Genomic DNA, 25,432 nt, shown 5'->3' with positions numbered 1-25,432 from the left:
CGAAGTAAATCAGGACTTTCCGGGGCTCAGGTGCGCCAGGCTTTCCAGCGCGAGCTGCTCCAGATGGCCCGCGGCCGCCACGCTTCCGCCCGCCGCGCGGAACGACGCGGCCACCGTCTCGGCGGCCCGCCGGTACGAAGGTTCGGTCAGTACTTCCGACACGGCTTCGGCGATCTTGGCGGCGTCGGCGCGGCCGAAGCGCAGCCGCACGCCGGCGCCCGCCGCGACCACCTGGGCAGCCACGATCGGCTGGTCGTCGCGGATCGGGGCGACCACCAGCGGCAGGCCGTGCCACAGCGTCTCGCACACCGTGTTGTGCCCCGCGTGGCAAAGCACCGCGTCCACCCGCGGCAGCAGGGCCAGCTGCGGGACGCGCGGGCGCACCAGGACGTTCGGCGGCACCGGCCCGAGCGCCTCGCCCGGGTCGACGAGCACGGCGCGGGCGGGCAGCCCGGCGAACGCCTCCGCCGCCGCGGTCAGGAACCGGGTCCCCGCCGAGGTGTTCGCCGTGCCGAGGGACACCAGCACGGCCGGCCGGAGCGGGTCGAGCCAGTCCCACGGGAAGTCCGTTGTGGACGGACGCGCGCCGAGCGCGGGCCCGACCAGCCGGACCCCGGGCGGCGCCGCCGCGCCGAGCAGCTCGCGGGTGGTGAACGCCAGGACGCCGTGCGGGGAGAACCGCGGGTCGGCCGAACCGCGGCCGCCCGCGACGCGCGCCCGCAGCCCGTCGAGCAGCGAGGCGACCCATTCGGCGACCTTCGGCATGCCGGCGAGCGGGTCGAGCAGCTCGGCCGACGTCGTCGCCGAGGTGACCCACGGCAGGCCGCGCGCCTCGGCCAGCAGCCCGCCGGCCAGCGCCTGCTGGTCGGCGACCACCACGTGCGGGGCGAACGCGTCGATCGCCGCGGCCACGCCGGGCGCCATCGAGTCGGCCAGGGGGACGAGGAAATCTTCCCAGAGGAACCGGAGCGCGGCCGGGCCCTTGAGCTCCGCCGGACGCGACGGCGCGTCCCGGGGCAGAGCGCAGGAGAAGACGAGCGCGTCGGGACCGGCCAGCTGCCACAGCAGCTCGTCGTGCCCGGCCCAGGCGACCTCGTGCCCGCGCGCGGTGAGCTCGCCCGCCACGCCGACGGCCGGGTTCACGTGCCCGACCAGCGGCGGGACGACGAACAGGAACCGGGCCACTACCGCACCCGGGCCGGCGCGCGCGAGGTGTCCCGGACCCACTCGAAGATCAGCTCGATCGTCTCGGCGGTCCGCTCGACCAGCACCGAGTGCCCCTGGTCGGGCAGCACCACGCAGCGGCAGCGGTCCAGGTGCGTCTCGAAGTGGGGCACCTGCGCGGCGAGGCCGGAGTCACCGCCGAAGATCGCGAACACCGGGCAGCGGACCGCCGAGAGGTCCGCGGCGATGGTCGCGCTGCGCGGGATGTCCTCGGCGATCGTCGTGGTCTGCAGAATCCGGTTCGCCGCCTTCGACAGCCGGGCGGTGTGCGCGCCGTGGTTGTCCGCGATCCAGCCGATCACCTCGTCGATGGCCAGCCGGGTCTTTGCGTCGGCCAGGCCGTCGGCCATGTGGCCCGTCCACTCCGCCGTCGGCGGCTCGCCTTCGATCACGACCACGCTCGCCACCCGGTCGGGCCGGGCTGCGGCCAGCCCGAAGGCCACCGACGCGCCGAACGAGTTGCCGACGACGTGCACCGGCCGGGTGACCTCGCAGGCGTCGAGGACCGCGACGAGGTCGTCGACGAACCGCTCGAGGTGGTAACCGGACTCGGGCCGGGTCGTGCGGCCGTGCCCGCGCAAGTCGTACATCAGGACGTCGAGCCCGCGCTCGGCGAACGCCGGGCCGAGGGTGAAGTAGTAGCTGGCCAGGCTGTCGGTGAGCAGGCCGTGCACACACACGACGACCGGCGCGTCGCCGTCGAGCGGCACGTCCGGGGTCAGCCGCTGGACGTGGACGTCCAGCTCGCCCGCGCGGATCCGGCTCACGCCGTCTCCCGCAGCGAAGCGACGGTGTACCGGACCAGCTCGCCGACGGTCAGCGCGATGATCTCGTCGAGGTCGCGTTCGGCGATGAACGTCGCGAAGTTGACCCGGTCGCCGTAGTGCTCGCGCAGCTGCCCGGACAGCGCCACCAGGTCGACGCTCTCCAGCTCGAGGTCGTCGTGGAAGGTGGTGTCCATCGTGATCTCCGTGTCGTCGAGGCCGTACTCCTCGAGCAGCTCGCGCAGCATCCCGCTCAGCTGGGCCAGCACGGACGCCTCGGCGGTCGTTTCGTGGCCGGTGGTGGTCTCGACGCTCATTCCCCGGTCTCCTTCGGCTCTTCGGTCCAGGCGACGACGTACTGGCGCGGCGGCGCGCCGGGCGGGTTCCCGAGGTCGGCACAGCACACCCGGTGGGTGCGCCCGGCGGCGCGGACGGTGAGCTCGTCCACGGTGGCCGCGACGACCTCGAAGTCGCGGGGCTCACCGCGCAGGCCGGTGCCGAGCAGCTTCGCGACGGCTTCCTTGGCGGTCCAGAACCGGGCGAACCAGCGTTCCGGGTCCCCGGGCAGGCTCGCGAACAGCTCCTGCTCCCCCGCGCCGAGCGCGGCGTCCACAGTGGACCCGGTGCGCGGCACGACCTCTTCGACGTCGATGCCGCACGGGCCGAACCGGGCGATCGCCACCCCGGTTTCCGCCTTGTGCGCCACCGAAATCGTCAGCTCGGGCAGCTCACGGCCGTAGGCGCCGGTCGCGTGTGGACGGCCCGCGTCGTCGTTGCCGATGCGCAGCTCGGCCGGGAACATCTCGGGCTCACCGCGCGCCCAGAGGAACTGGCGGACGGCGTCCTTGGCCGCGATCCGGCCGAGCAGCCACTGCCGGCGGCCCCGGGGCGGGCGCGCGGTGTAGGCGTCGCGCTCGGCGCCGGCCAGGTAGTTGCGCATGATCAGCTCGCGGGTGGCCAGGTCCGGCCAGCCCTCGTGCACCAGCGCCCAGCCGCCCGGCTGCTGCTTCGACAGCGTCGAGCGCTCGGGGGTCCGGTCGGCCTGGCGGATCTCGCGGGTGCTGTCGAAGCGCCGGTCGCGCCAGCCGGTGAAGGTGGCCCAGACCTGTCCCTGGTGGACGAGCTGCATGTCGGCGTCGAGGAACTCTTCGGTCAGCCCGGTGATCTTGACCAGGCACTCCAGCCGCTCCCCCGGCGCCGGGTGCGGGCCGTGGAAGCGGATCTCGCGCATGCCGACCGGGAAGACGGTCGTGCGCTCCGGTAGCCGGGACATGATCCAGAAGCCCAGCACCTGGCCGACGTTGTCGAGCAACGCGCCGGGCGCGGCGGGGGTCGTCAGGACCGCGCGCACATGGTGTTCGCCGACGGCGGTCAGCTCGGTGACCCCCTGGAAGCGCGGGCCGTGGAACATCCAGCGGTCGGCGTACAGCTCGGCCGCGGTCGTCTCCGGGACCTGTTCCGCCGACGCCGGGAACCGCCACGGCGCGGGCGCGTCGGCCGGATACGCCGGGGCCAGCTCCACGACGGCCTGCGAGTAGCCGTCGAGTGCGGCGAGCACCCGGTCGGCGCCCTGCGGCTCGACCCGCACCGGCACGCTGACGGCGGGAACCGCGGTGATCCACTGGGTCAGCCGGACGTCGTGCACGGCGACCGCGCGCCGGCCGGGCGCGGCCTGTTCGGCGAAGCCCATGAGGTGGTCGATCACGGTGGTCGCCGGCACCACCGGCCAGCGGTCACCCGGGTCGGCCTGCGGCGGCTGCTTGAAGAAGCAGTGGTCGAGCAGGTAGGGCATGCTCTCGACCGAAACGTCCAAAGTGGTCCGCAGTGCGCCGGGTGGCGGGAGCCGCCGGGGCCGGGCCCGGCCCCCGAGCACCGTCGACGCGAGGTCCGCGGTGTCGGCCAGCAGCGCCGCGAACTCCTCGGCCAGCGGCCCCTTGCCGGCCAGCACGTCCTGAGTGGACTGCCGGGCCAGGCGGGCGCCGACGCGGGCGCGGGTCTGTTCGTCGAGCGAGATCAGCCGGCCGCCCAGGTCGAGCTTGACGGCCTTGTGCGCGGTCGCGCGGTCTTCCCCGGGCAGGCGGGTGAAGTCGATGTCGAGGCCGTCGGCCCACAACGCGGTCGCGACCCGGCGCAGCTGCGCGAGGCCGGGGCGCTGCGCCGAGTGGGCCGCGACGACGAGGTGGTCCTCGCCGTGGAGTGTGTCGCCGACGAGGGAGCCGAGCTGCCCGGCGCCGACCTGGACGAACGCCCGGAACCCGGCGGTGTGCAACGCCCGGACGAGCGGCCGGAACCGCACCGGCTCCAGCAGGTGCCGCACGAACAGCTCGCGGACGTCGGCCTCGGCGGCCGGGTACTCCGACACCGTGGTCGCCGACCAGAGCGGCCGGACCGGCGGGTGCAGGGTGAAGCGGGCGGCCGCGTCGCGGATCGGGTCCAGGTACGGCCGCAGCATCGGGGTGTGGAACCCGGACCGGAACGGCAGCACCTGCGCCACGATCCCTGCGTCCCGGAAGCGCGTGACGAGCTCCTCGACCGCCGCCGCCGGGCCGCAGACCATGGCCTGGTGGGGTGAGTTGTCGTGGGAGAGCACCACATCCGCGCGTCCGGCCAGCTCTTCTAGTACACGGGGCGCGGGGGCGCCGACCGCGGCGAAGGCGAGACCGGGGACCACGAGGCTGTCCGGGTCGAACCCGGCGAGGAACGTGTCGACCTCCGCGCCGGCGTACACGCCGGCCGCGGCCATCGCCGTCCACTCGCCCAGGCTGTGCCCGGCGACGGCGTCCGGTTCGACACCCAGCCGGCCGAGCGCCGTGTGCAGCAGCCGGCCCAGCTCGAACACCGCGGCGCCCTGCCGGCCGACGTCCCCGACCTCGACGTCGGCGTGCTGCCAGAGAAGCCCGAAGTGGCTCGCGACGTCTCCGCAGTTGAGCGTCAGCTCCGACTCCAGGCCGGGGAACACAAAAGCGAGCTTCCCGCCGCCCGGTCCGAGCAGCGGGCGGTCGGCGAACCAGACGTCGTTGCGGCCGCGCCAGGCCCGGCCGCGGGCGACGGCCTTCCGGGCGAGAGCGAGCCGTTTTTCGGTCGGGTCGACCACCCCTAGGCGGACCGGGCCGTCGCCGGTCGTGCGCGGGGCGGGCCGGTCGAGCAGGTCACGCAGGCCCTCGACCGAGCGCGCGGCGAGCCGCAGCACCCGTTCCGGCTCCTGGACCACCACGGCCGGGGCCAGGCGGTCCGGCGCCTGCTCCAGCACGACGTGGGCGTTGATCCCGCCGAAGCCGAACGCGTTGACCCCGGCGCGGCGCACGGCCGCGTCCCACGGCTGGGCTTCGTCCACTGGGGAGAACCGGGTCTTCGCGAGCGCGGGGTGTGGGTCGTCGCAGTGCAACGTGGGCAGCAGGACACCGTGGTGCACGGCCAGCGCCGCCTTGACCAGCCCGGCGATCCCGGCCGCGGGCATCGTGTGGCCGATCATCGACTTCACCGAGCCGAGGACGGCGGTGCCCGCGGTGCCGAAGACCTCCGCCAGGGTCGCGAGCTCGGCCGCGTCGCCCGCCGGGGTCGCCGTGCCGTGCGCCTCCAGCAGGCCCAGCGAGTCCGGGGCGGCCGGGTCGAGGTTCGCCGCCGCCCACGCCTGGCGCACCGCCCGGACCTGGCCGCCGGAGTCCGGGTTGGCCAGGCTCGCGGTCCGGCCGTCGGAGGCGACGCCGGTGCCGGTGATCACGGCGTAGACGCGGTCGCCGTCCCGTTCGGCGTCGGCCAGCCGCTTGAGGACGACCACGCCGGTGCCCTCCCCGATCAGCACGCCGTCGGCGTCGCGGTGGAAGGGCCGGATGCGCTCGGACGGCGAGAGCGCGCCGAGCTGGGTGAACACGCTCCAGAACGTGATGTCGTGGCAGTGGTGCACCCCGCCCGCGAGCACCACGTCGCAGCGACCGGTGGCGAGCTCCCGCACGGCGTGGTCGACGGCGATCAGCGAAGACGCGCAGGCGGCGTCCACTGTGTACGCCGGGCCGCGCAGGTCGAGCCGGTTGGCCAGCCGCGACGCGGCCAGGTTGGGCACCAGCCCGATCGCCGACTCCGGCGCCTCCGGCCCGAGCTGGTCGGTGAAGGCCTCGCGGACCGCGTCGAGCCGGGCCGGGTCGAGGTCGGGCAGCAGCTCGCCGAGCGTGCGGACGAGCTGGCTGGCGGTGCGGACGCGCTGGTCGAGGCGCACCAGCCCGGGGGTCAGGTACCCGCCGCGGCCGAGCACGACCCCGACCTTCGCGCGGTCCGCGGGCAACCGGTCGGGGCCGCCCGCGTCCGCGACGGCCTGGGCGGCGACGCGCAGCGCGATCAGCTGGTCGGGTTCGGTGGCGGGCACGGAGTTCGGCATGATCCCGAACCCGGTGACGTCCACTTCGGCCAGTTCGTCGACGAACCCGCCGCGGCGGCAGTAGAGCCGGTCGGCCCGCGGGTCGGCGTCCGGCGCGTAGTGCGCGCCGTCCCACTTGCCCGCCGGCACCTCGGTGATCGCGTCGACGCCGCCGACGAGGTTGCGCCAGTAGGCCGCCAGGTCCGGGGCGCCGGGCAGCAGCACCGACATCCCGACGATCGCCACGGGGTCCGGCATCGGCTCACCAGCCCGACGCGGTGTGGACGACGGCGGCGGTTTCGGGGCGGCCCCACGCCAGCTCGCGCAGCAGGCCGAGGGTGCCTTCCTCCGGGTCGATCAGCGCGATGCCGCGGCGGGCGTACTCGCGCATCAGCTCGGGTGTCACCATGCCGTCGTGGTCGCCGGTGGGCGCCCACGGTCCCCAGTGGACGGTCACCGCACGCCCGGCGGGCCAGCGGTGGCCGAGTGTCTCGAGGGCGTCGTTGGCGGCGGCGTAGTCCGACTGGCCGCGGTTGCCGAGCGTCGCGGCGATGCTGCCGAACAGCACCACGAACTTCGGCTCCTCGGGCAGGTCGGCGGTCGCTTCGAGCAGGGTCCGGGCGCCGTCGACCTTCGTGCCGTAGACCCGGGCGAACGACTCCGGCGTCTTCTCGGCGACGAGCTTGTCCTCGATGACCCCGGCCGCGTAGACGATGCCGTCGAGGCGGCCGTGCTCGGCGTGGATCTCCTTGACCGCGCGGTGCACGGCTTCGGCGTCGAGCATGTCGACGGACTGGTAGCGCGCCGGGCTGCCGAGGCTCTCGAGCTTGCCCAGGGTCTGGCGGACCTCGCGTTCGGAGGTGATCCGGCGGACGGTCCGTTCGATCTCGGCGGGGCTCTTCAGCCCGCTCGCGATCAGGGCCGCGCGCAGCTCCTTGGGCTCTTTCGCCTGCGGGTACTCGTCTTCCGGCGGCGGCACCGGGGTCCGGCCGAGCAGCTCGACGCGGCAGCGGGTGGCGGCGGCCAGCGTCGCGGCGAACCGGGCGGTGATGCCCTTGGCGCCGCCGACGAGCAGGACGACGGAGTCGCGGTCGAGGCCGATCGCGGCCGCTTCGGCCACGCCGTCCCCCGCCGGTCCGGCGCCGCTGCTGCCCAGCAGGCCGAGCCCTTCTTCGCCGGGTTTCAGCCCGCGCCGATTGACGCCTTCCCTGATCACCACGGGTTCGCGGTCCACAGTGGACAGCTCGGCGACGAAGGCGGCGGCGTCCGCGCCTTCGACGACCCGCGCGAGCGTGTCCGGGTATTCGCGGGCGACGCTGCGGTAGAAGCCGCGGAGGCCCTCGGCCGGTCCGGCGGCCAGCAGCCACTTCGGCCCCTGAGCCAGCGCGGCCTGGTAGAGCGGGAAGGCGCCGGGCAGGACGGCGTCACCGTCGGGCACGTGCAGGTAGCCGTCGAAGCCCGGCCGGACGTCGTCGCCGATCTCGGCTTCGGCCCCGCGGGCGGTCAGTGCATTGTGGACGGCTTCGGCGAACGGACCGGCGCCGAGTACGAGGAAGCGGCGGCCGGCGATGTCCAGCTCTCCGGCCGGAGCGAGGTCGAACTCGGTCATCACGTACCTGCGCGGCGCGATGATCACCGGCTCCGGCCCGGACTGCTTCACGGGCGTTTGTGCGGGTCCGGCGTCCAGCAGTTCGGCGATTCCGGCCGCCGTCCGGGCCTTTGCCAGCTCCTCGACCTCTCCGGCGCCGAGGCGGACCGTCAGCTCGCCCGCGATCTCGGCGCGCTTGATGGAGTCGATGCTCAGGTCGGCTTCCAGATCGAGGTCGGGCTCGATCATGTCCGCGGGATAGCCGGTCCGCTCCCCGATCACCGCGATGATCGTCTCCAGCACCGACGTGGCCTTCGGTGCGTCAGGGACAACCGAGGCCACCGTCGGGCGCTGGTCCCCGATCAGCTCCGCGATCGCCGCCGCCGTCCGGGCCTCGGCGAACTCCTCGACGTCTCCCCCGGCCAGCCCCAGGACCGTGGCCAGCTCACCGGCGATCTCGGCGCGCTTGATCGAGTCGATGCTCAAGTCGGCTTCGAGGTCGAGGTCGGGCTCGATCATGTCCACCGGGTAGCCGGTCCGCTCCCCGATCACCGCGACGATCGTCTCCAGCACCGGCCGCTCCACCGGCGCCGCCGGGACGACCGCCGGAAGCACCTCGGCCACCGGGACCGGCTGTGGCAGCTGAACCGGCACGTCACTGCCGAAGAACCCGAGCAAGACGTCCCGCTGCGCGGCGATCATCTCCCGGCTGGTGCGGAGGAAGTCGGCGACCATCGCCTCCGACGAAACCGGCTCGGCCGACGTCGTGGCCAGCACCGCCGACAGCCGCTCGGCCGGGCGCAGCGCCCCCGCCGGGATGGTGCCGTCCGCCGTGCGCAGGAGGTGGCCGTCGACCGTCCAACCGGGACGGTTCGGCCGTGGGGCCATCGCCGCGTCGACCGCGTCGCGGCCGCGGAACAGCCACCCCGTCTCGACGCGCACCCCGGCGACGGCCAGCTGCGCGAGCGTGCCGAGGAAGCCCGGCACACCGCGGCGGCCCGGCTGTTCGAACCCGACCGTCCGGTGCGGACGGTCCCCGAGGATCGCGTCGACCTGCCGGGCGAGCACCGCGCCCGGTCCGGCTTCGACGAACACCCGCGCGCCGGCCGCGTACATCGCCTCGATCTGCTCGACGAACCGCACCGGCGAGCCCACCTGCGCGGCCAGCTCACCGCGGATCTCGTCCGGGTCCGCCGGGTAGGGTCCGGCGGACCGGTTGCCGTACACCGGGACGGCGGGCCGCACAACGCCGATCGCCTCCAGAGCCTTCCCGAAAGCCGCGCCCGCCGGAGCGACCAGCGGACTGTGGAACGCACACGCGACCGAAATCCGCTTTGCGCCGAGCCCGGCCGCGCGGAGCTGCGCGATCGCCGCTTCGACGTCGGGGGTGGGCCCGGAGATCACCGTCTGCCGGGGTGAATTGTGGTTGGCCAGGACAACCGTGGTGGCGGTGAGGACCGCGCTCACGTCCGCGGCGGACGCCGAGACCGCCGCCATCGCCCCGGGGTCCCCGGCGGGCACCGCGGCGAAGATCGCCCCGGCCCGCGCGTGGCTGGCCAGCATCAACGCTTCGGGGGTGAAGGCGCCCGCCGCGGCCAGCGCCGTCAGCTCGCCGTAGCTGTGCCCGCCGACCATCGCGGCCCGCACGCCGGCGCGGGTCAGCAGCCGGAACGCGGCCAGCCCGGCGAGGCCGAGCGCGGGCTGGGCGACACGGGTGTCGGTGACACGCTCGGCGGCGGCCTGCCGGGCGGCCTCGCCGAACACCGCGGGGCCGAAGACGACGTCGGCGGTCACCGGGTCCAGGCGCAGGTACCGCTGCAGCTCGGGGAAGGCGACGAAGAGCTCGGCGAACATGCCGGGCCGCTGGCTGCCCTGGCCGGGGAACAGCACCGCGACCTCACCGGGTTCTTCGTCCCCGGCGCGGTACACCCCGGACACGTCCTGCCCGGCCAGGGCCTGCCGCAGCAGCCCGGCCAGCTCGTCCACAGTGGACGCGACGACGGCGAGCCGCACCTTCCCGGCGGCGTCGGCGCGCCGTGACGCGCTCAGCGCCAGGTCCCGCAGCCGCCACGGCTGCTTCCCGCCGGGCACGTCGTCCACCATGGACAGCAGGTCCCGGGCCGCCGCGTCGGTCGCGAAGGGGAACAGCTCGGCGGGCCACTCGTCGGCCGTCTGCGCCGGGGGCACACTGCTGTGGGCGGCGAGCACCACGTGGAAGTTGGTGCCACCGAAGCCGAACGCGCTCACCCCGGCGATCCGGTCCGCGGCCGGCGCGGCCCACGGCTGTGCCGCCGTCTGGAACACGAACGGGCTGCTCGACGCGTCCCAGGCCGCGTTCGGCGCCGAGAGGTGCAGTGTCGGCGGCTTGACGGCGGTGTGCAAGGCCAGCGCCGTCTTGATCAGCCCGGCGAGGCCCGCGGCACACTTGGTGTGCCCGATCTGCGACTTGACCGACCCGATCGTGCACCCGCCGGGCGCGGCGCCGGCCTCGGTGAACACCTTCGTGAGCGTGCCCAGTTCGGTCCGGTCGCCGACCACGGTGCCGGTGCCGTGCGCCTCGACCAGCCCGACGCGCGCGGGCGAGATGCCCGCGTTGCGGTAGGCGCGGCTGAGCGCGGTGTGCTGGCCCTCCGGCCGCGGCGCGGTGAGGCCGAGCGCGCGGCCGTCGGAGGCCGCGCCGACCCCCTTGATCACCGCGTACACGCGGTCGCCGTCCCGGTCGGCGTCGGCGAGGCGTTTCAGCGCGACGCACGCGACCCCTTCGCCGAGGGCGATGCCGTCCGCGGCGCTGTCGAACGTCGCCGAGCGCCCGGTCGGGGAAAGGGCGTGCGCCGAGGCGAACAGGAGGTAGTCGTTGATGCCGTTGTGCAGGTCCGCTCCGCCGCAGAGGACGAGGTCGCTGGTGCCGGCGGTCAGCTCCTTGCAGGCGACGTCGACGGCGGTCAGCGACGACGCGCACGCGGCGTCCACCGTGTAGTTCGCGCCACCCAGGTCGAGGCGGTTGGCGATGCGCCCGGCGATGACGTTCGCGAGCACGCCGGGGAAGGAGTCCTCGGTGATCCGCGGCAGCCGGTCGTCCAGTTCGGACGGCAGTTCGCCCACATAGGACGGCAGCACCGAGCGCAGGGTCATCGCGTTGGACAGGTCGCTGCCCGCCTCGGCGCCGAACACCACCGACGTCCGGGCGCGGTCGAACGCGCGGTCGGCGTACCCCGCGTCGGCCAGCGCGCGGTGCGCCGCTTCCAGCGCGAGCAGCTGCACCGGTTCGATGCTGGCCAGCGACGACGGCGGGATGCCGTACTTCAACGGGTCGAAGCCGATCTCCGGGAGGAACCCGCCCCAGCGCGACGGTGTCTTTTCACCCTGGCCGGCCGCGTCGTAGTACAGCTCGGTGTCCCATCGCTCCCGCGGGACCTCGGTGACGGCGTCGGCGCCGGCCAGGACGTTCGCCCAGAACGTGGCCAGGTCCGGCGCCTGCGGGAACATGCAGGCCATCCCGACGATCGCGACGTCGAGCGGGGCGGGCGCGGGCGGTTCCGGGGTGGTCACGCCGAATTCGGCGGCCCGGGCGCGCAGGAACGCGTTCGCGCCCTCGCCGACGGCGTGGTGCAGGTCGGCGATCGTCGTGACCGCGTCGCGCAGCACGGCGACCTCACCCGCCATGAACATGCCTTCGGCGAACTGCCGGTCCTCGCCGACGTCGTGCAGCTCGGCGCCGACCCGCTCGATGCCCTTGCTGGCCAGGCGGAGCCGGCCGACGTTGAGGGTTTCCAGCTGCTCCCACGCTTCGCGGCTCGGCACGCCCCGCTCGGCGAGGTCCGCCTTGATCACCGCGTACTCCTCGGTGAACGGGCTGCGCACGCACCGGGTGGCGTGCCCGGGCGCGGTTTCGAGCAGGTCGGTGTGCTCGGCGCCGAGCAGCTCGCGCTGGAACCGCGGGAGCACGGCGCCCGCGTCGACGGCCTCGCGGGTGAACAGGTACGCCGTGCCCATCAGCACCCCCACGGCGGCGCCCCGCGCGGCGACCGGGGCGGCGAGGGCGGCCACCATCGCCGCCGAGCGCTCGTCGTGGACGCCGCCCGCGAACAGCAGCTGCAGGTCCGCGGCCGCGCCCGGCGTCACCGCGAGGAAGTCACCCAACACTCCGAGCTGGGCCTCCCACAACGGGAAGCTCGTACGCGGGCCGACGTGACCGCCGCATTCCGACCCTTCGAAGACGAACTTGCGCGCCCCGGCTTCGAGGAACTGCTTCAGCAGTCCGGGTGAGGGCACGTGGAGGAAGGTCGAGATCCCCGCGTCCTCGAGCGCCGCGGCCTGGGCCGGGCGGCCGCCGGCGATGATCGCGTGGGACGGCCGCAGCTCGCGGATCACCTCGAGCTGCGCGGCCTTGACGTCTTCGGCGGCGAAACCGAGGACACCGACACCCCAGGGCGCGCCGCCGAGGGCGTCGCGGGTCTTCTCCAGCACGTCGCGGGTCTGGGCCGGCCCGGACAGGGCCAGTGCGATGAACGGCAGCGCGCCGCCCTCGGCGACCGCGGCCGCGAACGCGGGCTGGTCGCTGACCCGGGTCATCGGCCCCTGCGCGACCGGCAGCGCGGTGCCGAGCGCGCGGCTGCCCGCGCTGCCCGGGCCGAGCACCGGGGTCTCGGCGCGCAGCGCGTCGCCGATGGCGTCGGCCAGACCGCGGACCGCCGCGGTCACCGTGCCCCAGCGGTCGCGGAACCGGCTGGCCAGGAAGATGTCCTGGCCGGCTTCGACCGGTTCACTGCCTCGCCGCGCGAGGATCCGGACGCCGTCGACGACGGTCGTTTCGGACCCGTCGAGACCGGAAAGCCCGCTGGTGAGCGCCGATGGCAGTTCGGCTTCCGGCAGCAGGGCGAGCTGGGTGTCGACGACCACCCCGGCGGCCCCGCCGGCGACCGCAGCCGCGGCGGTGTGGGGCCCGATGCCGCCCGCCGCCCAGACGGGGACGCCCGGCGCGGTGTCGAGCAGGGCTTGCAGCAACACGAACGTGCTCAGCTCACCCGTCCGGCCGCCGCATTCGTGACCGCGCGCGATCAGCCCGTGCGCGCCGCCGTCGAGCGCCCGGGTGGCCGCGGCGCGGCTGGAGACTTCGGCGAGCACCTGCCGGCCAGGAAAGTCGCGCGCCGTGCACGGCGAGTCTTCGGTCAGCACCACAGTGGTCACGGCGTCGGGCAGGTCCGCGGGCGGGTGCGTGAGCCGGACGCCGAAGGCCGGGATTCCCCACTCCCCCAGCAGCGCGAGCTCGTCCGCGGCCGCGGCGGCCGGACCGGTCAGGTCGAGCACACCGAGCCCGCCCCCGCGCACGGCGGCCGCGACCCCGCGCGCCGACGGCCACCGCAGTGGTGACACTGCGACGACCGCTGCGCAGTCGTCTTTCGAGACACGCATGGGAACTCCCGCTATGCACGAAAGGGTGACGGAGTAACGGGGTGTACTTAAGCGGGTTCACCCGGTTCCGTCAACAACCCACCACGATTTCGTCGGAGTTGTTCAGAAAATGCGCGACGGACCAGCGCAGAGACGCAAGAATTTAACGTGTACGTCATGTACCCCGGCATGGCGCAGCCCCGCGATAACTCTTGGACACTGGTCAAGCGGCCGCCAGGCCGTGCGGTACCTGCGATCCGCCTGGCACACACCACCAGATGGGGGCAAGCCTTCTCACCCGGTGGACGCAGTCCGGCTGGCCACACCGGACCACACCGTCCGTCGGGTCCACTGTTTCCCCGAGGCCGCCGGAAAGTGTCGTGCAGGTAAAATTGACGACGTTATCCGGTTCTTCTGCCCACACGCGCCGGAACAGTTTTCCCTATTGCGCGGAGATGATTCGCGCGGCACTTTTACCCACAGCCGAAAGTAGGGTGCCGGAATCGGCCCGGCCGATCCCGCCATCCCGGCGAGTCCACTGTGGATTCCCCGCGCAGCCGGGTTTCACGTGCTCACACGATCCACCACGCCCCGACGCCCATGCCTGCCAACTGCACACCCCCGCTGGGCCGGTGCGAACGACGGCGCGTATTCACCCGGGCACCATCGGTATCTCCGGCCGCGGCGATGAGTCCTCCGCCGTCGAAATCTCCGCCGGATGTGACAAATTTTCCGGCCGGGAAGCTGAAACCGTTTCGCGTACCTGTCGGTAACATTAGACGTATCGTCTACACTTGGACACGTTGTCCAGTCGTGGAGGTGGTCGTGGAGTACTGGTACACCGACGAGCGTTCGGGGACGCGTTACCCGGGCGACCCGCTGCGCTGGCGCGGTGACGACGGCGCGCCGCTGACCGTCGCCCCGCTGGCCGTCCTGGGCCCGGGTGACGTCGAGACCGGCGTCCGCTCCCTCTGGCGCTACCGCGCGGCACTGCCCGGTGACCTGCGCCCGGTCTCGCTCGGCGAGGGCTGCACCCCGCTGGTCCCCCAGGTCTGGGGCGACACCGAGGTCCGGTTCAAGCTCGAGTGGTTCGGCCCGACCGGCAGCTTCAAGGACCGCGGGTCGAGCGTCATGGTTTCGGCGCTGGCCGGCGCCGGTGTGCGGGAGCTGCTGGAGGACAGCTCCGGCAACGGGGGCTCGTCCGTCGCCGCCTACAGCGCCGCGGCCGGGATCGCGGCGACCGTGCTGGCACCCGAAGGGACATCACCCGCGAAGGTGCTCCAGACCCGCGCGTACGGCGCGACGGTCGAGCTGGTGCCCGGCACGCGCGACGACACCGCCGCCGAAGCCGTCCGCCGGTCGGCCCGCACGACCTACGCCAGCCACAACTGGCACCCCTTCTTCCTGCAGGGCACCAAGACCCTCGCCTACGAGCTGTGGGAGGACCTCGGGTTCCGCGCGCCGGACGCCGTCGTCACGGTCGCCGGCGCGGGCAGCATCGTCCTGGGCTGCGACCTCGGCTTCGGCGAGCTGCTGGCCGCGGGGTCGATCACCCGGCGGCCACGCCTGCTCGTCGCGCAGCCGCGGAACTGCTCCCCGGTCGACGCCGCCTTCCACGACCGGCAGCCGCCGCCGTTCGCCCCGACCGTCGCCGAGGGCACCGCCATCCGCCACCCGGTCCGGCTGCCCGAGGTGGTCGCCGCGATCCGGCGGTCGGCGGGCGACACCGCGGCGATCCCCGAGGACGCCATCGCCGCGGCCGCGCGCCGGCTCGCGTCCCTCGGTCTCTACGCGGAGCCGACCAGCGCGACCGCCGCCGCGGCGGTCGACGTCTTCCGGGAGCGCGGGGCGATCCGGCCCGGCGAGACCACGGTCGTCGTGCTCACCGGGTCCGGGCTGAAGGCGCCCGACCGGCTGCGGGAGCTGATCGGATGACCGAGGACGAGCTGCTGCTGCGGGAAGCGGAGAAGATCGCCCAGGCGGTCGGCCGGATGTTCCCCGGGTTGTGCGAAGTCGTGCTGCACGACCTGCGCGACCCCGCCCACGCCGTGCGCGCGATCGAAGGCGGGCTGTCCGGGCGCGCCGTCGGCGACCCGGCGACCGAGCTCGGCCTGGCCCGGATCGCCGACCCGGGGTTCCCGGACGTGCTGCAGAACTACCCGAACCGCTTCCCCGACGGGCGGCCGGCGAAGAGCACGTCGATCGGCATCCGCAACTCCGGCGGCGAGTACGTCGCGGCGCTGTGCCTCAACCTCGACGTCTCCCTGCTGGGCTCGGCCGCGCACGCGCTGACCCGTCTCACCCGCACCGACGCGCCGGCCCCGCTGGCCGAGTCCCTGCAGGCCCGCACCGGCGACGAGCTGCGCACCCTGGTCGAGGACTACGCGACCGAGCGCGGCCACACCCCGCGCAGCCTGCCGGCGTCGGGCAAGAAGGACCTGGTCCGGTTGTTGAAGGAGCGGGGGTTCCTGGAGCTGAAGAACGCCGTCCCGGCCCTGACCGACCTGCTCGGGATCTCCCGGGCGAGCGTCTACAACTACCTGCGCTGACTCAGAAGACCGACCAGCCGGTCAGCGTCGTGAACCGGTCCAATGCGGACACTCCGGCGACGGAGTTGCCGCGCGCGTCCAGGCCGGGGCTCCACACGCAGACCGCGCACCGGCCCGGCACCACCGCGAGGATGCCGCCGCCGACGCCGCTCTTGCCGGGCAGGCCGACCCGGTAGGCGAACTCGCCCGCCGCGTCGTAGGTGCCGCAGGTCAGCATCACGGCGTTGATCCGCTTGGCCGCGCTGAGGCCGAGCAGCCGGGTGCCGTCGTTGCGGATGCCGTGGCGGGCCAGGAACAGCGCGGAGCGGGCGACGTCGGCACAGCTCATCGCGATCGAGCACTGGCGGACGTACTGGTCGAGGACCTCGGGCACCGGGTGACGCATGTTGCCGTAGGAGGCCATGAAGTAGGCGAGCGCGCGGTTGCGGTCGGCGTGGCCGGCCTCCGACTCGGCGACCTCGGGGTCGACGCCGATGTCCGGCCGGCCGGACTCTTCGCGCAGGAAGGCGAGCAGCGCCTCGACAGCGTCACCTTGCCGCGCCAGCTCGTCGGTCACCACCAGCGCGCCCGCGTTGATGAACGGGTTGCGCGGGATGCCGTCCTCGTGTTCCAGCTGCACCAGCGAGTTGAACGGGTCACCGGAGGGCTCGCGGCCGACCCGCGTCCACACGCCGTCACCGCGGGCGAGCACCAGCGCCAGGGTGAACACCTTCGACATGCTCTGCACCGAGAACGGGTGCTCCCAGTCGCCGACGCCGTGCAGGCCACCGTCCACTTCGGCCACCGCCATGCCGAACCGCCGCGGCTCGACCCGCGCCAGGGCCGGGATGTAGTCCGCGACCGCGCCGCGGCCGATCTCGGGCGCGACTTCGCCGGCGATCCGGTCCAGCAGCGCCGCGAGGTCCACGGCCGTAGCGTAGAAGGCCGTCCAAGCCGGACGCGCGGCGGCCCTTGTCAACTCGAAACCGGGAAATACTGGGAGAACTCCCCAAGTGATCTCCCGCACACCTTAAGTCTTCCTTAGCGCGCTTGGTGACTTGCCGCACAGCCTCTAGCGTCCGTGAACCATGGATTCCTCGCTGCTCACCGAAAAAGGTGAAAGCTACTCGAAAGCGCTGGGCAACCGCCAAGTGCAGATGATCGCCATCGGCGGCGCGATCGGCGTCGGGCTCTTCCTCGGCGCCGGCGGCAAGCTCCACCAGGTCGGCCCGTCGCTGGTCCTCTCGTACGCGATCTGCGGGGTGGCCGCCTACTTCGTGATGCGGGCGCTGGGTGAGCTCGTCCTGCACGAGCCCAGCTCGGGCAGTTTCGTCACCTACGCCCGGAAGTTCATCGGGCCGTGGGCCGGCTTCGCGTCCGGGTGGATGTACTGGGTGAACTGGGCGATGACCGGGATCGCGGAGATCACCGCGGTCGCGATCTACGTCCACAAGTGGCTGCCGGACGTGCCGCAGTGGATCACCGCGCTGGTCGCCCTCGGCGTGCTGCTGGCGGTGAACCTGCTTTCGGTGAAGCTGTTCGGCGAGCTGGAGTTCTGGTTCTCGGTGGTCAAGGTGCTGGCCATCGTCGTCTTCCTGGTCACCGCGCTCGGCCTGGTGTTCACCAGCGCGAACATCGGCGGCACACCGGCCGGCGTGCACAACCTGACCGACCACAGTGGATTCTTCCCGGCGGGCATCGGGATCGCGCTGATGACGCTGCAGGCGGTCATCTTCGCCTACTCGGCGATCGAGGTCGTCGGCATCGCGGCCGGCGAGACCAAGGACGCCCGCAAGGTGCTGCCGAAGGCGATCAACGGTGTGGTGTGGCGGATCGGCGTGTTCTACGTCGGGTCCGTGCTGCTGCTGGCGATGCTGCTGCCCTGGCCGTTCTACAACGGCGACGAGAGCCCGTTCGTCACGGTGTTCTCCCGCCTGGGGATCCCGGGCATCGGCGACGTGATGAACGCGGTGGTGCTCACGGCGGCGCTCTCGAGCGTCAACTCCGGGCTCTACTCGACCGGCCGGATCCTGCGCTCGCTGGCCGACAAGGGCGAGGCGCCGTCGTTCGTCGGCCGGATGAGCAGCCGGCAGGTGCCCTACGGCGGCATCCTGTTCACCTCGATCGCCTACCTGCTCGGCGTGGTGCTGAACTACCTGGTGCCGAAGGAGGCGTTCGACATCGCCATCGCGGTCGCGTCGCTCGGCGTGATCACGACCTGGGCGACGCTGATCTTCTGCCAGATGCGGCTGCGCCAGGCCGCCCTGCGCGGCGAGCTCGAGCGGCCGTCGTACCGCATGCCGTGGGCCCCGTACTCCGGCTGGGCGACCCTCGGGTTCCTGGCCCTGGTGGTGGTCCTGATGGGCTTCTCCGACGGCGCGGAGAAGATCGCGTTCTACTCGATCCCGGTGCTGGCCGTGGTGCTCGCGGTCGGCTGGCGGGTGATCTCGAAGCGCCGCGAACGCACCCCGCTCGGGTAGCCGTGTCGACCCGCCAATCACGCGAGTTGACGCTTCAATCACGTGTGTTGGCGCTCGATCACGGCCGGGCCGGCCGCGGGCGGGCATACTCGACCTCCGGACAGGAGGTGGGCGGTGTCTTCGAGCACGGAACCCCGGCGGGTGACCATCCACGACGTCGCCCGCTCGGCCGGGGTCTCGCGGCAGACGGTGTCGCGCGCGCTGAACGACAAGGCCGAGATCGACGGCTCGACCAAGCAGCGGGTGCTCGACGCCGCCCGGGAGCTCGGGTACCGGCCGAGCCGCTTCGCCCGCGGCCTGGTCCGGCCGGACACCACCACGATCGGGCTGGTGGTGCCCGACCTGCTCAACCCGTTCTTCACCGAGGTCGCCTCCGGCGCGCTGGAGGCGGCCCGGTCCCGCGGCTGGCACGTCGTCGTCTACGACACCGCCGACGACGCCGAGCAGGAGCTCGCCACGCTCCGCGTGATCGGCGCGCAGGTCGACGCGGTCGTCGGCTACTTCAGCCGGTCCGACGAGGACCTCGACCGGTTCACCCCCGGCGTCCCCGTCGTGCTCATCGGCCGCGAGCCGCACACCCCGCGGTTCAGCGGCATCACGATCGACGGCGAGGAGGGCATCCGCGAGGCCGTCGCCCACCTCGTCTCGCGCGGGCACCGGCGGATCGGGATGCTCGACCACGACGGCCGTCCCGAGCCGAGCATCCGGCAGACCTGGTTCCTCCGGGCCGCCGCCGCGGAAGGCATCACCGTCGCGCCCGGGTGGATCGCGCGCGCCGCGCAGACCGTCGACGGCGGGGGCGCGGCCCTCGCCACGCTGCTGGCCGCGCACCCCGACGTCACCGCCGTCTTCGCCTTCAACGACGTGATCGCCATCGGCGCGCTGCGCGAAGCCCGCCGCTACGGCCTGCGGGTGCCCGCCGACCTCGCGGTGATCGGGTTCGACGGCCTCGCGCTGGGCACGCTCGTCGACCCCGAGCTCTCCAGCGTCGCGATCGACACGCGCGCGCTCGGCGCGCTGGCCGTCGACCAGGCGGCCCGGCTCGTGACCGGGGCCGAGCCGCTCGAACCCGCCGAGCTGATCGTCCACGCCGGGCTCCACCTGCGCGAATCCGCCTGATCCCTTGACACCGGTGCCGCCGCGCAGCACACTCCCGAGCAATCCGTGAACGTTCACGGGAGCGTTCACGGGCACTGCCCGGAGGGTCCTCGATGACGCTGACTCGACGAAGCTTCCTGACCGCGGCGGGACTGGGCGTGGCGGCGCTCGGCTCCGCCGCCGCCTGCACGAGCCCGACCACCGCCAACCCCGGCAAGCTCACGCTCTGGTACACCAGCGGCGGGCTTGCCGACTCCGTCGTCGCCGACGCGGGCAAGCGGTTCGCCGACCTCTACCCGTCCCAAGTGAGCGGCCAGCTCAAGCAGCGGCTGCTGGCCGCCCTGTCCGGCGAGGCGTACCTGCCCGACATCACGATGCTCGGCGACGACATCGCGACGTACTTCGCCGACAGCGCGCACTTCGCCGACCTGCGCGGCCTCGGCGCAGACGCCGTCAAGGACCGGTACCTGCCGTGGAAGTGGCAGGCGGGGACGGCCCCGGACGGCTTCCAGCTCGGCTTCCCGATCGACATCGGCCCGGCCGCCCTCTACTACCGGCACGACCTGTTCACCCAGGCCGGTTTCCCGAGCGAGCCCGACGACGTCGCCGCCGCGGTGCCGACGTGGGACGCGTACTTCGACTTCGGCCGCCGCCTGCAGGAGAAGCTGCCCGGCCGGCACCTGATCACCGACACGAAGACCGTCTACACGTACTCGATGGCGCAGGAGCCGCAGAAGTACTTCACGCGCGACAACACCTACCTCGGTGACGCGCCGCAGGTCCGCCGCGCCTGGGACCGCGCGCTCACCGCGTTCCGCTTCGGGCTGACCGCGGGGTACGCCGGCTCGCAGGACCCCGGCACCTCCGTCGAACGGCACGCCGCCTGGAACTCCGGCAAGGAGCTGAGCTTCGTCAACGCGTCGTGGATCGTCGGCGAGCTCAAGAAGTCGGCGCCGGGCACGGCCGGGAAGTGGCGGGTCTGCCGCGCGCCCGGCGGCGCGGGCAACCAGGGCGGCTCCTTCCTTGCCGTCACGAAGTACTGCCCGCGCCCGGACCAGGCGTTCGAGGTCATCCGCTGGATGCTGTCCCCGGAGAACCAGCCGCGGTCCTACCTGGAGGCCGGACTCTTCCCGACCAGCCCCGACGCCTTCGCCGACCCGCGGCTGCTCGCGCCGGAGCCGTTCTTCGGCGGCCAGGCGACGATGGCCGTGCTCGGCCAGGCCGCACGCGAGGTGCGGCCCGCCTACTTCAGCCCGTGGGACATCTCGATCAGCGACACCTACACCGACGAGCTCACCAACGTAGAGCTCGCCGGCAAGGACCCCGGCCGCGCCTGGGACGACGCCCGCCGCAGCGTCGAGCGGCTGCTGACCCGGCAGGGGGTGCTCTGATGGCCACGCTCACGCGTCCCGCCGCACCGGCGCGCGTCAAGACTCCCCCGCGCTCGAAGCGCTGGCGCCACCTCCCGCAGTACCTGGCGATCGCGCCGTTCTTTTTGCTCTTCGCCGTGTTCGGCCTCTACCCGGTGCTGTACTCGCTCTACCTCGCGCTGCAGCGCTGGGACGGCGTCGGGCCGATGAAGTTCGTCGGCCTGGGTAACTTCGAGTTCCTGGTCAGCGACCCGACGTTCTGGGACTCGATCGGGAACACCCTGGTCATCTGGGTGATGTCGACGATCCCGATGACCGCGCTGGCCCTGCTCGTCGCGGTCGGGCTGCACTCGTCGATCCGGTTCAAGGGCGTGTTCCGGATCGCCTACTTCCTGCCGAACGTGACCTCGATCGTGGCGATGTCGCTGGTCTTCGGCTCGATCTTCAGCAGCGAGTTCGGCATCCTCAACTGGTTCCTGGGCCTGCTCGGGGTCGACCCGGTGCCGTGGCTGACCGACCCGTGGGCGATCCGCGTCGCGATCTCGGTCATGATCGTCTGGCGGTGGGTGGGGTACAACGCGATCATCTTCCTGGCCGGGCTGCAGGCGCTGCCCGCCGACGTCTACGAGGCCGCGCGGGTCGACGGCGCCGGGCCGGTGCGGACGTTCTTCCGCATCACGCTGCCGCTGCTGCGTCCGGTGCTGCTGTTCTCCGTGGTGATGTCGGCGATCAGCGGGCTGCAGATCTTCACGGAGTCGCAGATCCTGCTCGGCAACCGCGGCGGGCCGGACGAGGCGGGCCTGACCATGGTGCTGTACTTCTACGACAACGCCTTCGTGAACAACGACTTCGGCTACGGCGCGGCGATCGCGTGGGGCATCTTCGTCGTCGTGGTGCTGTTCGCGATCCTCAACTGGCGGCTGGTCCAGCGCCCCGGCTTCCTGAAGGCGGGCCGATGAGCAGCAGGACCGGCCGGATCGTCACCTACGTCGCGCTGACGCTGGGCGCGCTCGTCACGCTGTTCCCCTACTACTGGCTCGTGGTGATGGCGTCCAACACCACGGCCGACATCTACTCGTCCCCGCCGACGTGGACGTTCGGCGGAGAGTTCTTCCACAACATCGGGCAGGTCTTCGCGAAGATCGACTTCTTCGGCTCGCTGCTCAACACCCTGGTCGTCGCGGTCGTGACGACCCTGCTGGTGCTGTTCTTCGACTCGCTGGCCGCGTTCACCTTCGCCAAGTACCGCTTCCCCGGCAGCTCGGTGCTGTTCGGCGTGGTGCTCGCGACGTTCGTCGTGCCGACCCAGCTGTCGGCGATCCCGCAGTTCACGGTCATGGCGCACCTCGGCTGGGTCGGCGACCTCAAGGCGTTGATCATCCCGGCCGCGGCCAACGCGTTCGGCATCTTCTGGATGCGGCAGTACGCGCAGAGCGCCATCCCGGACGAGCTGCTCGAAGCGGCCCGGATCGACGGCTGCGGCTTCTTCCGGACGTACCTGACGGTCGCGTTGCCGGTGCTTCGCCCGGCGTTGGCGTTCCTCGGCATCTTCACGTTCGTCAACGCCTGGAACGACTACCTGTGGCCGCTGGTCGTGCTGATCGACGCGAACCATGTGACGCTGCAGGTCGCGCTCTCCCAGCTCAACAGCCTGTACGTCAAGGACTACAGCGTCGTCATGGCGGGGACGCTGGTGGCGATCGTGCCGCTGCTGGTCGTGTTCGCCTTCGGCGCCCGCCACTTCGTCCGCAACATCGCCGCCGGCGCCCTCAAGGGCTGAAAGGACTCCATGTCGTACGTCGAAGACCCGGGCCCCGGCCACGGTTCGGTGCCCCCGCGCGCGGCCTTCACCTCCGACGCTCCCTCGCTGGTGCTGAACGGCGTGTGGCGGTTCCGGCTTTCGCCCAGCCTCGCGGCCGCCCCCGACCCGGTCGAAGCGGACGACTCCACTTGGGACGAGCTGCCGGTGCCGTCCCTGTGGCAGCTGCACGGCCACGGCAAGCCCGCCTACACCAACGTGCACTACCCGTTCCCGGTCGATCCCCCGCACGTGCCGTCGGAGAACCCGACCGGGGACCACCGGCTGCGGTTCGACCTGCCCGCGTCCTGGCCCGCGGGGTCCGCGCTGCTGCGCTTCGACGGGATCGACTCGTGCGGCCGGATCTGGCTCAACGGCACCGAGCTCGGCGTCACGAAGGGCAGCCGTCTGCCGTCGGAGTTCGAAGTGGGCGCCCTGCTGCGGCCGACCGGGAACGTGCTGGTGGTGCGCGTCCACCAGTGGTCGGCCGGGAGCTACCTCGAAGACCAGGACATGTGGTGGCTGTCCGGGATCTTCCGGTCCGTGACGCTGCTCGCACGGCCCGCCGGCGGGATCGGCGACTACTGGGTCCGCGCGGACTACGACCACACCACCGGCCTGGGCACGGTCCGCGTCGAAACCGGCCCGGACGTCGTGCTGGACATCCCTTCGCTGGGCGTCACCGGGCATCCGGCCGGTGAACCGCTGGAGCTGCCGGTTTCGCCGTGGAGCGCGGAGTCGCCGCGGCTGTACGACGGCACGCTGTCCACTGTGGCCGAACGGGTGCCGGTGCGGATCGGCTTCCGGACAGTGTCCATCGAGGACGGTCAGCTGAAGGTCAACGGGCGGCGCCTGCTGCTGCGCGGGGTGAACCGGCACGAACACGACCCGCGGACCGGCCGGGTCGTCTCCCCCGAGACCGCGCTCGCCGACGTCCTGCTCATGAAGCGGCACAACGTCAACGCCGTCCGGACCAGCCACTACCCGCCGGACCTGGCGTTCCTCGAGCTGTGCGACGAGTACGGCCTCTGGGTGATCGACGAGTGCGACCTCGAAACCCACGGCTTCGGGCCGCTGGGCTGGGACCGCAACCCGAGCTCCGAGCCGATGTGGGCCGACGCCTACCTCGACCGGATGCGGCGCACGGTGGAGCGGGACAAAAACCGGCCCAGCGTGATCCTCTGGTCGCTCGGCAATGAGAGCCACACCGGCGAGAACCTGGCGCGGATGGCGGAGTGGGTGCGGCACCGGGACCCGACCCGGCCGGTGCACTACGAGGGTGACCAGGACTGTTCCTATGTGGACGTCCACAGCAGAATGTACGCGACGCACGCCGAGGTCGCGCGGATCGGGGCGCGTGACGACGAGAACGAGCGACGCCGTGACCTGCCGTTCCTGCTGTGCGAGTACGCGCACGCGATGGGCAACGGCCCGGGCGGGCTGCTGGAGTACCGCGAGCTGTTCGAGCGGTACCCGAACTGCCAGGGCGGGTTCGTCTGGGAGTGGATCGACCACGGTCTGTCCACTTCGGCCGGTTTCGCCTACGGCGGGGACTTCGGCGAGCCGATCCACGACGGCAACTTCGTGATCGACGGCCTGGTGTTCCCGGACCGGACGCCGTCACCGGGGCTGGTCGAGTACGCGAAGATCATCGAGCCGGTCCGGATCTCGGCCGATCTCGCCGGTGTCCGCGTGTCGAACCACTACGACTTCTCGACGACCGGGCACCTCGCCTTCACCTGGGTGCTCGAGGAATCCGGGACCGCGGTCGCCTCGGGGACTCTCGACGTCCCGGTCGTCCACTCCGGACAGAGCGTTTCGGTGCCGCTCCCCGCGTTGCCGCCCACCTCGGGCGAGTCGTGGCTGACCGTCTCGGCGTCGCTGAAGGCCGCGACGTCATGGGCGCCCGCGGGCCACGTCGTCGGGTGGGGGCAGCTGCCGGTGTCGGAGGCCCCGGCGGCGGCGCTGCTCCCGTCGCGCGGCCCGGTGTTCCGTACGGCCGGCCGGCTCGTCCTGGGCGTCGGCGAGTTCGACCCGGCGACCGGTGCGTTGACCACGCTCGGCGGGCACGCGGTGACGGGTCCCCGCCTGGACGTCTGGCGCGCGACGACCGACAACGACCGCGGCTTGTCGCCCGGGCCGTCCGAGGCTTCACAGTGGCTCGACGCGGGGCTGCACCGGATGCAGCACCGGGTGATCTCGGTCGACGCCGACGGCGACGAGCTGGTGGTCCGCACCCGCGTCGCCCCGCCGGCGCAGCCGTTCGGGCTGTTCGCGGACTACACGTGGACGGCGTTCGCCGACCGCCTGCGGCTCACCGTGGACGTGACCCCGGACGGCGCACTGCCGGAGACACTCCCCCGGCTGGGTGTCACGATGGCCGTCCCGGGCGAGCTCGGCACGGCCGAGTGGTTCGGCAGCGGCCCGGGCGAGGCGTACCCGGACAGCCACCAGGCGGCGCGCATCGGCCGGTTCTCCAGCAGCGTCGACGGTCTGCAGACGCCGTACGTGTACCCCCAGGAAAACGGCAACCGGGCCGCGGCCCGCTGGGCCGGCCTGACCACCCCCTCGGGCGCGGGCATCCGCGTCGACGGCGCCCCGACGTTCGACTTCACGGCCCGCCGCTGGACGGCAGCCCAGCTGGAGGAGGCCCGGCACACGGCGGATCTGGTGGCCGGTGACCTGGTGCACCTGACGCTGGACGTCGCGCAGCACGGGCTGGGGTCGGCGTCGTGCGGGCCCGGGGTGCTGCCGCGGTACCGGCTGGCGCCGCAGAAGACGTCGTTCACGCTCTGGTTCCGGCCGCTGGGGGGTGGTGTCGCAAATTGAGACCCCCGCGG

The 25,432-nt window shown here is 72.8% G+C and carries 14 protein-coding genes; 8 read left to right on the top strand and 6 right to left on the bottom strand.

All coding sequences use genetic code 11. From position 1 onward, the window contains the following. Window positions 1-9: 9 nt before the first annotated feature. From ACZ63J_RS05810 to ACZ63J_RS05790, 5 genes are read right to left on the bottom strand one after another with little or no spacing between them, the layout of a single operon-like run. On the bottom strand, window positions 10-1,185 hold the full coding sequence (locus tag ACZ63J_RS05810; RefSeq protein ID WP_465406859.1) for a glycosyltransferase: 1,176 nt from the start codon (window positions 1,183-1,185) through the stop codon (window positions 10-12). Then, the gene (locus ACZ63J_RS05805) at window positions 1,185-1,991 is read right to left on the bottom strand and encodes an alpha/beta fold hydrolase (RefSeq protein ID WP_465406861.1); all 807 of its coding nucleotides are present in this window, start codon (window positions 1,989-1,991) and stop codon (window positions 1,185-1,187) included. The genes ACZ63J_RS05810 and ACZ63J_RS05805 overlap by 1 nt, the downstream gene beginning before the upstream one ends. After that, a complete protein-coding gene (locus tag ACZ63J_RS05800) occupies window positions 1,988-2,305 on the bottom strand; it encodes an acyl carrier protein (protein WP_465304768.1) in 318 nt (105 codons plus the stop codon). Before ACZ63J_RS05800 ends, ACZ63J_RS05805 begins: the two co-directional genes overlap by 4 nt. Then, complete coding sequence (locus ACZ63J_RS05795; RefSeq protein ID WP_465406952.1) at window positions 2,302-6,570, bottom strand: beta-ketoacyl synthase N-terminal-like domain-containing protein; 4,269 nt, start codon at window positions 6,568-6,570, stop codon at window positions 2,302-2,304. The genes ACZ63J_RS05800 and ACZ63J_RS05795 overlap by 4 nt, the downstream gene beginning before the upstream one ends. Window positions 6,571-6,601: 31 nt before the next feature. Continuing rightward, window positions 6,602-13,339: an SDR family NAD(P)-dependent oxidoreductase gene (locus ACZ63J_RS05790; protein ID WP_465406863.1), complete on the bottom strand. Its 6,738-nt coding sequence runs from the start codon at window positions 13,337-13,339 to the stop codon at window positions 6,602-6,604. A gap of 792 nt (window positions 13,340-14,131) precedes the next feature. Between ACZ63J_RS05790 and ACZ63J_RS05785 the strand changes: the two genes are divergently transcribed. Both ACZ63J_RS05785 and ACZ63J_RS05780 read left to right on the top strand, forming a co-directional pair. After that, window positions 14,132-15,253 carry a threonine synthase gene (locus ACZ63J_RS05785; protein WP_465406865.1) on the top strand — a complete coding sequence of 374 codons (1,122 nt, stop codon included), beginning with the start codon at window positions 14,132-14,134 and terminating at the stop codon, window positions 15,251-15,253. Then, on the top strand, window positions 15,250-15,867 hold the full coding sequence (locus ACZ63J_RS05780) for a helix-turn-helix transcriptional regulator (protein WP_465406867.1): 618 nt from the start codon (window positions 15,250-15,252) through the stop codon (window positions 15,865-15,867). Before ACZ63J_RS05785 ends, ACZ63J_RS05780 begins: the two co-directional genes overlap by 4 nt. A 1-nt stretch (window position 15,868) precedes the next feature. On the opposite strand, the gene ACZ63J_RS05775 is transcribed toward ACZ63J_RS05780, so the two are convergent. Then, complete coding sequence (locus ACZ63J_RS05775) at window positions 15,869-16,774, bottom strand: glutaminase (protein ID WP_465406869.1); 906 nt, start codon at window positions 16,772-16,774, stop codon at window positions 15,869-15,871. A gap of 160 nt (window positions 16,775-16,934) precedes the next feature. On the opposite strand from ACZ63J_RS05775, the gene ACZ63J_RS05770 reads away from it, so the two are divergent. From ACZ63J_RS05770 to ACZ63J_RS05745, 6 genes are all read left to right on the top strand, one after another. Then, window positions 16,935-18,326 (top strand): amino acid permease, encoded by a 1,392-nt coding sequence (locus ACZ63J_RS05770; protein ID WP_465406871.1) that lies wholly within the window; start codon window positions 16,935-16,937, stop codon window positions 18,324-18,326. 114 nt (window positions 18,327-18,440) lie between these two features. Beyond that, window positions 18,441-19,445, top strand: coding sequence for a LacI family DNA-binding transcriptional regulator (locus ACZ63J_RS05765; RefSeq protein WP_465406872.1), 1,005 nt, complete (start codon window positions 18,441-18,443; stop codon window positions 19,443-19,445). Between the two features lie 92 nt (window positions 19,446-19,537). Continuing rightward, the gene (locus ACZ63J_RS05760) at window positions 19,538-20,815 is read left to right on the top strand and encodes an ABC transporter substrate-binding protein (protein ID WP_465406874.1); all 1,278 of its coding nucleotides are present in this window, start codon (window positions 19,538-19,540) and stop codon (window positions 20,813-20,815) included. Next, the gene (locus tag ACZ63J_RS05755; protein WP_465406876.1) at window positions 20,815-21,753 is read left to right on the top strand and encodes a carbohydrate ABC transporter permease; all 939 of its coding nucleotides are present in this window, start codon (window positions 20,815-20,817) and stop codon (window positions 21,751-21,753) included. The genes ACZ63J_RS05760 and ACZ63J_RS05755 overlap by 1 nt, the downstream gene beginning before the upstream one ends. Further along, complete coding sequence (locus tag ACZ63J_RS05750) at window positions 21,750-22,574, top strand: carbohydrate ABC transporter permease (protein ID WP_465406878.1); 825 nt, start codon at window positions 21,750-21,752, stop codon at window positions 22,572-22,574. Before ACZ63J_RS05755 ends, ACZ63J_RS05750 begins: the two co-directional genes overlap by 4 nt. Window positions 22,575-22,583: 9 nt before the next feature. Beyond that, window positions 22,584-25,421, top strand: coding sequence for a glycoside hydrolase family 2 TIM barrel-domain containing protein (locus tag ACZ63J_RS05745; protein ID WP_465406880.1), 2,838 nt, complete (start codon window positions 22,584-22,586; stop codon window positions 25,419-25,421). Window positions 25,422-25,432: the final 11 nt, after the last annotated feature.

This window comes from Amycolatopsis sp. NPDC104863 (genome assembly GCF_055582965.1).
This window is presented reverse-complemented; position numbering and strand designations above follow the sequence as displayed.